Below are 11,944 nucleotides of genomic sequence, written 5' to 3' on the forward strand. Positions count from 1 at the left end.
AGTCCGGACTGCAGGCGCCACATCCCCATGCGCGGGGGTGCCCGAAGGCAATGATCAGTGCTTTTCAGAAACTGCCTGGTGCGGTCGAGAAGACTCGAACTTCCACGGGCTTTCGCCCACAACGACCTCAACGTTGCGCGTCTACCAATTCCGCCACGACCGCTAAATCAACGGGGCTGGATTTGCATCCGCCCCGTGGCAGGAGCGCGCCCTTAGCAAAGGGATTCGGAGGCCGCAAGCGAGTCGCGAACAATATTTTCGAGAATCTTCCTGCGCCTGCGGAAAACGCCCGGGCGCCGGGGCCATGGGCGTCAGTTCGGCTTCCAGCCAATCTCTGCCGCGTGGGCCGCCTTGGGAATGTCGGTCAGCGCTTCGTTGATGGTCACAGTCTCGCCCGGCGCCAGTTTGCGCTTGGGCGGAACCACTTCCTTTTCGTAGACAATGCGCTCGCGCTCGTCGCGCAGGACGACCAGCAACGAGGGCACGTACTGCGCCTCGCTGCCGATATTGCTGATGGTGCCGCTGACACTGAAGAACTCGGAGCCGTCGGGCAGAGGCTTGCGGTCCTGCCGGTTGCGCGGAAAATCGAGCTGCAGGTCCGGCTGCGCCTGCTGGAAAGTCGCGCGCGGCAGCGGCACCCAGTCGGGCAATCCGCTCCACGCAACCGCACCGGCAAGACCGAGCGTCACGACAGCGAAGATCCCGGCAGCATAGGTGCCGATCTTCGTCCAGTTGCGGCGCGGCCGGAACGGCGGTGCGAAGTCGAAACTCGACGCGCCCTCATCCGAGTAGGGCTTGTTGCCGGTATCGTCGTAAAAAGCCGCGGCCCGCTCGGCCCGGCGCGGCGCTCTCGACGGCAGCGGCGGCAGCGGGTCGACTTCCGGCTCCGCTTCCCGGCCGGGCGCGGCAACCGGCGAAACACCCTCTGCCGCAGGAGGCGGCGACGCCGTTCCGTGCAGTGGCGACGCAGCGGGCTGTGACGGGACGGCGCTGGCCTGAACCGATGTTGCCCCCTGAGCTTCCGCGAACAAAAGCTCCGGCCCTTCCTGGAACCAGCTGTGACGGCACTTCGCACAGCGAACCGTGCGGCCATCAACGCCGATGGCACTGTCCGGGACGGCATAACGCGTCGAGCAGGCAGGGCAGGCAATAATCATGATCTGCTCCATAAGCACGGTTAACTTGCATGCTACAAGCACTCGGCCTGTGGGTTCAGGGTCTAATGCCCTTTTTTCCACATTCATTGGCCGTTATAGCCCCTCGCATCGCCCGTTCGGACCCGGCGAAGGCAGAAACCGGAAGAATATGACCACGGACGGGGAAATCATCCACTTCGATAATGTCGGACTGCGCTACGGCACCGACCGGGAGGTGCTGAGCGATTTGTCGTTCACTCTGTTCCCAGGCCGGTTCTATTTCCTCACCGGCGCCAGCGGTGCAGGCAAGACCTCGCTGCTGCGGCTGCTCTACCTCGCCCAGCGCCCTTCGCGCGGGGCGATCCGCATGTTCGGCACCGATGCCATTACCGTGCCGAGGAGCCGCCTGCCGCAACTGCGCCGCCGGATCGGCGTGGTGTTCCAGGACTTCCGGCTGATCCCGCACTTATCGGCTTTCGACAATGTCGCTCTGCCCCTGCGCGTGGGCGGGCACCGCGAGGAAGACCTTACCGGCCCGGTCCGCGACATTCTCGACTGGGTCGGGCTATCCGACCGGATCGACGCCCGCCCGCCCACGCTTTCGGGCGGGGAGCAACAACGCGTTGCCATTGCCCGCGCGGTGATCGCCCGCCCGGCCATGCTGGTGGCCGACGAGCCGACCGGCAACGTCGACCCTGACATGGCATTCAAGCTCATCCGCCTGTTCGAGATGCTCAACCGGCAGGGCACCACGGTAGTGGTCGCCACGCACGATCTCGACCTGCTGCGCAAGGTGCCCGACAGCCTGATCATGCGGCTCGACCGCGGGCGCCTGTCCGATCCCACGGGCGCACTGCGCTATCCGCCGCGGAAGACGCTGTAGTGGTGCGCCGCCTGTTCAATGCCAGGGGTGCGGAGCTGATCCCGCAGGCGCGCATGTCGGGGCCGATGCCCTGGGTGATCGCGATCATGGTGGCGATGACGGTAATTGCCCTGGCTGCCGGCCTGGCGCTGGGCAATGCAGTGTCCTCCGCCAAGGCAGAGATCGAGGGCGGAGTCACGATCCAGATCCTGGAACCGCGCGCCGACATGCGCGCCGAGCAGGCCCGGCGCGCGGTTGATTCCATCAAGATGTTGCCCGGGATCTCGGGTTTCCGGCTGGTACCGCAGGCCGAACTGGACGCCCTGATCGAGCCCTGGCTTGGCACCGGCATCGGCACCGCGACAGGCTCCGCGATCCCGGTGCCTGCACTGATCGATGTGCGCCTGAAAGGTCCGGCGACGCCCAAGGCACTTTCAACCATCGAAACCGCGCTGAAACCGATCGCCCCGTCGGCAAGAGTCGATGCCCAGTCCAACTGGCTGAAGCCGGTGTTCGACGCGATGGTCTCGCTGCAGTTGCTGGCCATTGCCCTCGTCGCGCTGCTGGCACTCGCACTGACAGCGGCCGTGCTACTGGCGGCGCGCACCGCGCTGGGCGCCAACCGCGACACGATCGAGATCGTCCACCTGCTCGGTGGTACGGATACGCAGGTCGCCCGCGTGTTCCAGCGCTCGATCGGCTATGACGCGGCCGGTGGCGGTACGGTGGGGCTGGCTCTCGCTCTCGTGGTCATTCTCTCGCTCGGCCGCCGTTTTGCCGGGCTCGGTGCGGGCCTTGTCGATAACGGCGCACTGAACTGGAGCGACTGGCTGCTTCTGGCGGTGGTGCCGGTGCTGGCCACCCTGCTGGCGATGATTACCGCGCGCCTCACGGTTCTCCATGCCTTGCGCAAGATGCTATAGTACACACAAGGCCCTATACAGCTCTCCGTCATGTTTCGCCGCTTCTTCGCCTTTGCCCTGCTGATCTGGCTCTTCGGGTTCCTGTGGTTCGCCATCGCGCTGCCCCGGCCCCTGCCCGACGACGTCCACACCGATGCCGTGATCGTGCTGACAGGCAGCCAGGGCCGGATCGAGCATGCGGTGAACGTGCTCAAGGCCGGCAGCGCACCCCGCCTGCTGGTTTCCGGCGTCGACCGCGAAGTGAAGCCAAAGGAGTTCGCGGCCGAGTTCAGCGTGTCGCCCCGGCTGATGGCCTGCTGCATCACCCTGGGCTATCAGGCCTACGATACCCATTCGAACGCGATGGAGGCAGCCCAGTGGGTCAGCGAGCACCACGCCGGGTCGGTGCGGCTGGTGACGGCGGACTGGCACATGCGCCGCGCGATGCTCGAACTGGGCCGCGAAATGCCTGCCGACGTCCGCGTCGAGCGCGATGCGGTAGCCTCGCAACCGAGTTTTGGCGCGCTGTTCCTCGAATACCACAAGCTGCTGGCCCGCGCCGCGCTCAATCTGGCGGGACAGTGATGCGCGCATCGCCCGTACACGTGCTCCGAAGCCTCATGTTCTATGCCGTGTTCTACACCGGCACGGTGTTCTACGTACTGGCGGCAGTACTGGCTTCAAGGGTGAGCCAGCGCCTGCTCCACGCCATCGTGCGCGGCTGGTCGCACTATCACCGGTCCTGCGCGCGCTGGCTGCTGGGGATCCGGGTCGTGATCGAGGGCGAGATGCCGAACGAAGGCGTCCTCGTCGCGATCAAGCACGAAAGCTTCTTCGAGGCGATCGACCTGCCGATGCAGATGGACTGGCCCGCCCCGCTTCCCAAAATCGAACTGATCCGCATCCCTGGCTGGGGCTATGCGGCATTGCGCTATGGCATGGTCCCCATCGAGCGAGACGGCGGCGCGAAGACCTTGCGCAAGATGGTATCGCAGGCCCGCGGTTTTGCGGCGCAAGGTCGCCCGCTGGCGATTTTCCCCGAAGGCACCCGCGTGCCGCACGGCCACCCCGGCGCCCTGCAATCGGGCTTTGCCGGTCTCTACAAGCTGCTGAGCCTGCCGGTAGTGCCGGTGGCGGTAAACAGCGGCCCGCTCTACCACCGCCGCTGGAAGAAGCCCGGCACCATCACCGTACGCGTGGGCGAGCGCATCGAACCGGGCCTGCCGCGCGAGGAACTGGAAGCGCGCGTGCTGGAAGCGATAAATGCGCTGAACAGCTGATCCGCCTTACACCGAATCTACCGCGGCGACCGATACGGATTGCTCCAGCAGTTCGACCTCGCCATAGCTCGTCAGGAAGGCGACATCGGCGGCGTCACGCCCCACCCCGATCTTGGCGATGCTTTCGGGTGCGGACATGCCGGTGGCATCGACCATGTGCCATACCCCGTCGAGGAAAACTTCCGCCACGGCATGAAAATCCTGCGGCTCGACGCCGAGACCGTAGACGCTGGCGAAGCGTGCCGGGACAGCGCTGGCACGCGCCAGTGCGATCATCAGGTGAGCATAGTCGCGGCACACACCTGTTTGGCTGCGAAAGGTATCCGCGGCCGTGGTCATGGCATCGCTGGAACCCGGCTCGTAGCTTAGCGTCTGGCCGATCCAGTCGCGAATGGCCGCGATGCGCGCGCCGCCTGCGGTTCCGGCAAATTCGCCGTTCACGAAATCCTGGAACGTGTCGGCGGGACAATAGCGTGAGGCCATCAGGTAATCGACCGTCTCGCCCGGCAGCATGTGCGGCGGAGTGGCGGCGAGCGTGCCGACATCGGCAAGCAGCCGGTTCACCTCAACCGTCGCCCGGTAGTGCACGCTGAGCGGCTCGGAGACACGCAGCCAGATGCGGTCGCCGATACCCGACTGTCCCTGCACCCGGGCAAAATGCTCGCTGGGGGGCAAATCGATGTGGGCGTGCAGCACGGACTGTTCCGGAATGATCGCTGCTTCGATTTGCAGCAAGACATCGACGGGGCCGGATACGGCATATTCCAAACGGGTCTCGATCGAAATCGGCATCGGGAGTCTCACTTTCAGAGGCAGGTTTGCCGCCCCCAAACCGCGAAACGGCCAGAGGCTCCCGCTTTGTCTGCCAAATTTCGTTCAGTCGGGTGGCCAACCCGCCGGCGGCTGGCGCAACCGAACCGTTTTCCTACATGAGCAGAGCCTGTCACACTGCCCGCATGCCCCGATATGGCCATTTCCCGCTTGAACCCGCCTGCCGCCTTGTACCCGGCGCACTCGATTGCGCAGGACGCAAGGCTACACCTGCACGGGAGGTGACAGTCTATCCTCTGGACAGTGTAAACCGTGTCAACCTGAGTGTCACCTTGCACATAGTGCAAGCGAAGTCTCAGCCCTTCGCAGCGCCCTCGTGATCGCCGCGGCCGAAGTCTGGCCGCGAATCGTCCTGGCCTTCCTCGATGATCGAGCGCCGGATGGCGCGGGTGCGGGCGAAGTGGTCGAACAGCATGTCGCCGTCGCCCACCCGGATCGCGCGCTGGAGAGCGGTCAGGTCCTCGGTGAAGCGCTGGAGCATGGTGAGCACCGCCTCCTTGTTCGACAGGAACACATCGCGCCACATCGTCGGGTCGCTGGCGGCGATGCGGGTGAAGTCGCGGAAGCCGCCTGCCGAATACTTGATGACTTCGCCCTGCGTCACGTCTTCCAGATCGGACGCAGTGCCGACGATGGTATAAGCGATCAGGTGCGGCAGGTGGCTGGTCACCGCGAGCACCAGATCGTGGTGCTCCGGCGTCATGATCTCGACATTGGCACCGAGCGCTTCCCAGAATTCGACCAGCGCCGAAAGCTTGAGCAGGTCGGTCTGCACGGGCGGGGTGACGATGCACCAGCGGTTGCGGAACAGATGCGCAAAGCCCGCGTCCGGCCCCGAGTTCTCCGTGCCCGCCACCGGGTGCGCCGGAATTATGAGATGATCGGGCAGCGCCTCGCCCAGCGCCTTGGCGATCGCCTGCTTGCTGGAGCCGACATCGCTGACAAGCGCATGGGCCGGGATCACCTCGCGCAGCGGTGCCGCGGCTTCGCCCATCGCGCCCGGCGGCACGCAGAAGATCACCAGATCGGCATCGCGCACGGCATCCTCTGCGGTATCGAAGACCGCATGCACAAGCCCGCGCCCGGCGGCACGCGCGCGGTTTTCCGGCGAAAGGTCATAGCCCGTGGTCGCGATCCCCGGCAGGTACTCCTGCACGGCAAGGCCGATCGAGCCGCCCTGCAACCCCAGTCCGATAATCGCAACCCGCTCGAAACTCACTGCGCAGCCTCCGCCATTTCACGGATACCTTCTGCGATGGCATCCATGTCATGCGGATGACCAATGGTAATGCGCAGGCCATGCGGCAGGCCCTGATTGGGCAGCCAGCGCACGATGTAGCCACGCTCGGCCAGACCGTCGAATGCGGCCTCGGCGGTCAGCTTGCCTTCGAACAGCACCAGCACGAAATTCGCCTGACTCGGCAACGGGCGCAGGCCGTGATTGCTCAGCGCCACGATCTTCTCGACGAAGCGGGCGCGCTCGTCGCGGTTGTGGACGCGGCTGCGCTCGACAAAGGTCATGTCGTCCAGCGCGGCGGCAGCCATGGCCTGCCCGGTGCTGGAAATGTTGAACGGCCCGCGAATGCGGTTGAGCGTGTCGATGATCCCCGGCGCGCCGGTGCCCCAGCCGATCCGCTCACCGGCAAGGCCGAAGATCTTGGAAAACGTGCGCGTGACCAGCACGTTGTCGTGCGCTGCTGCCAGCGCCATGGCGCCATCCTCGTCCTCGGGCGCGACGTATTCGCCGTAAGCCTGATCAATCACCAGCAGCACGTCGGTGGGCAGCGCTGCGTGCAGCCGCACGATCTCGCCTTTGGGCAGGAACGAGCCGGTGGGGTTGTTCGGGTTGGCGACGAAGACCACGCGCGTCTTGTCCGTCACCAGCGCCAGCAGCGCATCGACATCTGTGCCGTAATCGGCATCGGGCGCCACCACCGGCGCCGCGCCGCAGCGGCGGGCGGCGATGTCGTAGACCGAAAAGCCGTAGCGCACGTAGATCACTTCGTCGCCGAGCCCCGCATAGCCCTGCGCGGCAAGGTTCAGCAGCTCGTCCGAGCCGGTGCCCATGACGATGCGCGCCGGATCGATCCCATGCAGATCGCCGAGCCGGGCACGCAGGTCCTTGCTGTCCGGGTCCGGGTAGAGCGCTGGTGCCTTCGCCTTGGCTGCAAGTGCGGCCTCGCTGGTACCAAGCGGGTTCTCATTCGCCGAAAGCTTGATCAGCGGCCGCCCGTCCTTGCCCGCCGACTTGCCGGGCACATAGGCATGGATCGCCGCGATCCAGGGCTTGGGAGTGGGGGCTTTGCTGCGGGTTCCGGTTTCGCTCATGACGGCGGGCCTTTAACGCAGCCCGCCGCCAAATAACAGCCGCGATTGACAGGAGAAGTGCCCTTCCCCACTTCACGAAATCACGATGACAACCGCCCCGATCCTGGACGAGAGCAAAGTGCTCGAACTGGCCGATCCGCTGCCGCTCGACGGCGGGCAGAGCCTGCCCGGCGTGCGCATCGCCTACGAGACACACGGCACACTCAACGAGGCCAGGAACAACGCGATCCTGATCTGCCACGCGCTGACCGGAGACCATCACGTCGTCTCGAACCATCCCAAGACCGGCAAGCCCGGCTGGTGGGTGCGCATGGTCGGCCCGGGCAAACCGATCGATACGGACAGGTTCCACGTGATCTGCGCCAATGTGATCGGATCGTGCATGGGCTCGACCGGCCCGGCCAGCCCCGCGCCCGACGGCGAGCCATGGGGCATGCGTTTTCCGGTCATCACCATCCGCGACATGGTGCGCGGACACATTGCCCTGCTCGATGCGCTCGGGATCGAGAGCCTGCACGCGGTGGTGGGCGGATCGATGGGCGGGATGCAGGTGCTCTCACTCGCCGCCAACTTCCCCGAGCGCACCCGCGCCGCGCTGGTAATCGCGTCGACCGCGCGCCACTCGGCCCAGAACATCGCGTTCCACGAGGTCGGGCGCCAAGCCATCATGGCCGATCCCGAATGGCGCGAGGGCAAATACTACGAACACGGCAAGGGCCCGGAAAAGGGCCTCGCGGTAGCCCGGATGGCCGCGCACATCACTTATCTCTCCGAAGAGGGCCTCACCGCCAAGTTCGGCCGCCGCCTGCAGGACCGCGCGGAAAAGACCTTCGGTTTCGACGCCGATTTCCAGATCGAAAGCTACCTGCGCTATCAGGGCCTCTCGTTCACCGACCGGTTCGACGCGAACTCCTATCTCTACATCACCCGCGCCATGGACTACTTCGATCTGGCCGAGGAGCACGGCGGACTGCTGGCCAATGCCTTCGCCCAATCGAAGGCGCGCTTCTGCCTCGTCAGCTTCGATACCGACTGGCTCTATCCCACCGCCGAATCGCGCAATGTCGTCCACGCCCTCAACGCAGCCGGGCTGCCGGTGAGCTTCGTCGAGCTGTCGGCACCGTTCGGGCACGACTCGTTCCTGCTCGACGTCCCTGCGCTCGACCGCGTCATCGAAGGGTTCCTGAAGCAATGACCGCGCTTCGCCCCGACCTCGCGGTCATCGCCGCCAATGTCGCATCCGGCTCCAGCCTGCTCGACGTCGGCTGCGGCGACGGCACGCTGATGGCTGCGCTGCGCGACCAGAAACACTGCGACGCGCGCGGTATGGAACTCGATCCGGCCAACGTCGGCACCTGCGTTGCCAGGGGCCTCGCGGTCATTCAGGGCGATGCCGACAAGGACCTCGCCTTCTATCCCGACAAGTCAGTCGACTACGCGATCTTGTCGCAGACGCTGCAGACGGCGATGCGCCCCGACATGGTGCTGGAAGACCTTCTGCGCATCGGCCGCAAGGCCTTCGTCAGCTTCCCCAACTTCGCGCACTGGCGCGTGCGCATGTCGCTGCTGTGGAACGGGCGGATGCCGGTAACCCGGCTGCTGCCGATCCCTTGGTACGAGACCCCCAACATCCACCACCTGACCATCAACGACTTCCGCGCGCTGGTGAAGGAGCGCGGGATCACCGTCGAAGGCCAGTGGTTTCTCTCTGGAGACGCGCGGTGCAGCGCGGCGGCGGCAAACTTCCGCGCCGAACACGCGGTTTTCCTGCTGTCGCGCAGTTAGCCCATCTGCAGGCCGAAATAGGCTCCCAGCTTGTTGCCGTCCGGATCGCGCAGGTAGGCCCCGAAAGCCCCGCGCGCCTGTGGCTTGGCCTCCGGCTGGCCCTCACTGCTGCCGCCATTGGCAAGGCCGGCCGTATGCCAGGCCTTCACCGCATCCTCGCTGTCCGCCTCCAAGATGATCGTACCGCCATTGGCGAAAGTGCAGGGCTGGCCGTCGCGTGCAGGGCCGAGCAGGAACTTCACACCGCCAAGGTCCCACATGACGATCGGATATTGCTCCGGCGTCGAGCACTCGGCAACGCCCAGCGCGCCAAACGTCGCATCGTAGAACGCCCGGGTCTTCGCAAGGTCGTTCGACCCCAGACGGATAGATTTCAGCAGCATGTTTTCGCCTCTCCCTCATGGGCCCGTTGGCCCAATCATGGCGAACTTTCCGCTCCTGCGCCTCAGGGTCAACCACCCTCTCCCGCGTCGGGGCGATATGTCGCCCTGGCTGCCCGCAGGCACGCCTCGCCGACTTATCCACGCGTTTAGTCCTACCACCCGAGCCGCTGCGGGTGGACGGCCCGGCACCGCTTTGGCATCGCAATGCCATGTGGCACATATTCCAGTTCCCGCTCTGCCCCTACAGCCGCAAGGTCCGGCTGCTGATGGCCGAAAAGGGAATCGCCTACGAACTGCAGACGATCCGCCCCTGGGATGGCGAAGACCGGCTTTTCGCCATGAACCCGGCGGGACGCACCCCCGTGGTCAAGGAAACCGAGCGCAACATCACCCTGTCCGACAGCCGTGCGATCTGCGAATATTTCGAGGAAACTGTCGATCGCAGTCCGCTGATCAGCGGCACCGCGCAACAGCGCGCGGAGATCCGCCGCCTGATCGCCATGTTCGACGAGAACTTTTACAACGACGTCTCCGGCCCTCTGCTGCTCGAACGCATGAAGAAGCGGCTGGTCCTGCGCCAGTCGCCGGACGCGAAGGCGCTGCGCGAAGCAATGAAGCTCTCGCACGACTATCTCGACTACCTCGATTACCTGATCGACACCCGCCCCTGGCTGGCCGGGCCGACAATGACGCTGGCCGATCTGGCCGCCGCCGCGCAGATCTCGGTCGCGGACTATCTTGGCGGGCTCGACTGGTCGGGCCACGAGCAGTCGCGCGGCTGGTATCTCGTGATGAAGTCGCGCCCGTCCTTCCGCCCGCTATTGTCCGAGCGGATGGAGGTGATCCAGCCGCCCAGCCACTACGCCGAAGTGGACGCCTGACGCTCAGCGATAAGCGGGCGCCACCGGCGCCCGCTCGCCAATTCAGGCCGCGCTGGCGTTCTTCGCGCCGAAGCGCCCGTGCTTGCGGAACTGCGTCATCCAGCGGCTGAGAAACAAGCCCAGCGGACGCGGCGCCACGCCCAGATCGGCAATGCCCGGAACCGTGCCGCTGGCGACGCTGCCAGCCTTGAGCAGCTTGAACTGATCGCTGGTGATAGGCGCACCCGGCAGCCATCCGAACGCGGCAATCAGCCCCGACACCGCGTCCGGCAATACAACAAAGCTTCGCGCACGGCCTTCCGCGTCGGCAATACGCTGATTCAGTTCAAGCATCGTGAGAACTTCGGGACCGGCAACCTCATAGGTCTTGCCGCCATACACCGCCGGCTCGGACAGGGCATTGGCGATGGCTTCCGCAACGTCATCTACGAAAACCGGCTGCAGCTTCGCCTCGGGTGCAAAGACCGGCAGCACCGGCATCCGCGACATCAGGCCACCGAACATCATCAGGAACGAGTCGTCCGGGCCGAAAATCAGCGAAGGGCGCACGATCGTCGCTTCGGGAAACTCGGCGCACACGGCAGCTTCGCCTTCCGCCTTGGTGCGGGCATAGGCAACGTCGGACTGCGCATCGGCGCCAATCGCGGACACATGCACGAAGGCAGTGGCCCCGGCGGCCTTTGCAGCAGCTGCAATGAGGCTTGCGCCCTGCCCCTGCACCGCGTCGAGATTGCCCTCGAACGCGCCCACGAGGTTCACAACGGCGTCCGACCCTGCGAGCACCGCCGCCAGCGAATCGGGCTTCGTCACATCAACGCGCGCGAACTGCACCTGACCGAGATTGCCGAGCGTCTTGATCGCATAGGCTTTCTGCGGGTTGCGGCTGGCGACGCGCAGACGCACACCGCGCGCCAGCAGTTCCTGCGCCAGATGCCTGCCGACAAAGCCACTGCCGCCAAGGACAGTAACGGTCTTGCCTGCAAGGGAATCGGAGGGGCGTTGGCTCATGGTCAGATCGGTCCTTCGGTCAGCGGCACGAGCCTTTTCATCCCGCACCGCAGCACATGATTTTCGCCCCTGCCACAAGGCCGCACAGGGGGCAACCGCACAGTTGCGCGGCCTGCACCATCGTGCTTCACCGCCGCGCCCGCAAAGAAGAAAAAATCTTGCCCCCTTCCCCGTTGACAACCCCGCGCCGCCTGCGTAGAGGCGCGCTCCTACCCAGCGGGGAACGCGTTCCGCCTCCCCGCCCGTGCCCAGATGGCGGAATTGGTAGACGCACCGTCTTCAGGTGGCGGCGCTGGCAACGGCGTGGAGGTTCGAGTCCTCTTCTGGGCACCATTTGTTCTCCTGGCAACGTCCACTGACGTCCAGGAAGTGGCTGAAATCCGCCATTTTTTGTGTTATGATCGTCCAGTCAAATCCGGGCGTATCCGGTACCAACCAGGAACAATGAGGGTATTTCTGAGGGTACCGAAATCGCCTTTTTGAAGGGCGATACCCGCATGAACATGATCTGCCCCCTTCTGAGTGGCCCAAAATCTGTTTTAGATTTT

13 protein-coding genes and 2 tRNA genes are annotated in these 11,944 nt (G+C 65.2%); 8 read left to right on the forward strand and 7 right to left on the reverse strand.

Going from position 1 to position 11,944, the window contains the following annotated elements:
• Positions 1–76 precede the first annotated feature (76 nt).
• Both MTR64_RS10870 and MTR64_RS10875 read right to left on the reverse strand, forming a co-directional pair.
• A tRNA-Leu gene (locus MTR64_RS10870) sits at positions 77–163 on the reverse strand.
• 148 nt (positions 164–311) lie between these two features.
• A complete protein-coding gene (locus MTR64_RS10875; protein ID WP_243993679.1) occupies positions 312–1,157 on the reverse strand; it encodes an MJ0042-type zinc finger domain-containing protein in 846 nt (281 codons plus the stop codon).
• Between the two features lie 148 nt (positions 1,158–1,305).
• Between MTR64_RS10875 and ftsE the strand changes: the two genes are divergently transcribed.
• The 4 genes from ftsE to MTR64_RS10895 are packed head-to-tail and all read left to right on the forward strand — an operon-like array spanning position 1,306 to position 4,180.
• Positions 1,306–2,019: a cell division ATP-binding protein FtsE gene (gene ftsE / locus MTR64_RS10880; RefSeq protein ID WP_243993680.1), complete on the forward strand. Its 714-nt coding sequence runs from the start codon at positions 1,306–1,308 to the stop codon at positions 2,017–2,019.
• A 53-nt stretch (positions 2,020–2,072) separates the two neighbouring features.
• Positions 2,073–2,921, forward strand: coding sequence for a cell division protein FtsX (locus MTR64_RS10885; RefSeq protein ID WP_419144938.1), 849 nt, complete (start codon positions 2,073–2,075; stop codon positions 2,919–2,921).
• A 30-nt stretch (positions 2,922–2,951) separates the two neighbouring features.
• Positions 2,952–3,485: a YdcF family protein gene (locus MTR64_RS10890; protein ID WP_243993682.1), complete on the forward strand. Its 534-nt coding sequence runs from the start codon at positions 2,952–2,954 to the stop codon at positions 3,483–3,485.
• The gene (locus MTR64_RS10895) at positions 3,485–4,180 is read left to right on the forward strand and encodes a lysophospholipid acyltransferase family protein (RefSeq protein WP_243993684.1); all 696 of its coding nucleotides are present in this window, start codon (positions 3,485–3,487) and stop codon (positions 4,178–4,180) included. The genes MTR64_RS10890 and MTR64_RS10895 overlap by 1 nt, the downstream gene beginning before the upstream one ends.
• Positions 4,181–4,186: 6 nt before the next feature.
• Here MTR64_RS10895 and MTR64_RS10900 read toward each other — a convergent pair whose 3' ends face one another.
• From MTR64_RS10900 to hisC, 3 genes are all read right to left on the reverse strand, one after another.
• Positions 4,187–4,972, reverse strand: a complete 786-nt coding sequence (locus MTR64_RS10900) for a transglutaminase-like domain-containing protein (protein ID WP_243993685.1) — start codon at positions 4,970–4,972, stop codon at positions 4,187–4,189.
• 334 nt (positions 4,973–5,306) lie between these two features.
• Positions 5,307–6,230 carry a prephenate/arogenate dehydrogenase family protein gene (locus tag MTR64_RS10905; RefSeq protein ID WP_243993687.1) on the reverse strand — a complete coding sequence of 308 codons (924 nt, stop codon included), beginning with the start codon at positions 6,228–6,230 and terminating at the stop codon, positions 5,307–5,309.
• Positions 6,227–7,339: a histidinol-phosphate transaminase gene (gene hisC / locus MTR64_RS10910; protein ID WP_243993689.1), complete on the reverse strand. Its 1,113-nt coding sequence runs from the start codon at positions 7,337–7,339 to the stop codon at positions 6,227–6,229. The genes MTR64_RS10905 and hisC overlap by 4 nt, the downstream gene beginning before the upstream one ends.
• Before the next feature lie 85 nt (positions 7,340–7,424).
• Here hisC and metX point away from each other — a divergent pair, with 85 nt between their 5' ends.
• Together metX and metW are read left to right on the forward strand one after the other, a co-directional pair.
• Positions 7,425–8,534, forward strand: a complete 1,110-nt coding sequence (metX, locus tag MTR64_RS10915; RefSeq protein ID WP_243993690.1) for a homoserine O-acetyltransferase MetX — start codon at positions 7,425–7,427, stop codon at positions 8,532–8,534.
• Positions 8,531–9,124 carry a methionine biosynthesis protein MetW gene (metW, locus tag MTR64_RS10920; RefSeq protein ID WP_243993693.1) on the forward strand — a complete coding sequence of 198 codons (594 nt, stop codon included), beginning with the start codon at positions 8,531–8,533 and terminating at the stop codon, positions 9,122–9,124. Before metX ends, metW begins: the two co-directional genes overlap by 4 nt.
• Here the strand turns inward: metW and MTR64_RS10925 are convergent.
• Positions 9,121–9,507 (reverse strand): VOC family protein, encoded by a 387-nt coding sequence (locus MTR64_RS10925; RefSeq protein WP_243993695.1) that lies wholly within the window; start codon positions 9,505–9,507, stop codon positions 9,121–9,123. The two genes, metW and MTR64_RS10925, sit on opposite strands and share 4 nt — an antisense overlap.
• Before the next feature lie 209 nt (positions 9,508–9,716).
• Between MTR64_RS10925 and MTR64_RS10930 the strand changes: the two genes are divergently transcribed.
• A complete protein-coding gene (locus tag MTR64_RS10930) occupies positions 9,717–10,388 on the forward strand; it encodes a glutathione S-transferase family protein (RefSeq protein ID WP_243993697.1) in 672 nt (223 codons plus the stop codon).
• 42 nt (positions 10,389–10,430) lie between these two features.
• Here MTR64_RS10930 and MTR64_RS10935 read toward each other — a convergent pair whose 3' ends face one another.
• Entirely contained in the window at positions 10,431–11,396 is a 966-nt protein-coding gene (locus MTR64_RS10935) for a complex I NDUFA9 subunit family protein (RefSeq protein ID WP_243993699.1), read from the reverse strand.
• Between the two features lie 246 nt (positions 11,397–11,642).
• Between MTR64_RS10935 and MTR64_RS10940 the strand changes: the two genes are divergently transcribed.
• Positions 11,643–11,729: transfer RNA gene (locus tag MTR64_RS10940), tRNA-Leu, on the forward strand.
• Positions 11,730–11,944: the final 215 nt, after the last annotated feature.

Origin of the sequence: Novosphingobium album (ex Hu et al. 2023) (assembly GCF_022832385.1) — a bacterium.
In the GTDB taxonomy this organism is placed as follows: Bacteria; Pseudomonadota; Alphaproteobacteria; order Sphingomonadales; family Sphingomonadaceae; genus Novosphingobium; species Novosphingobium album.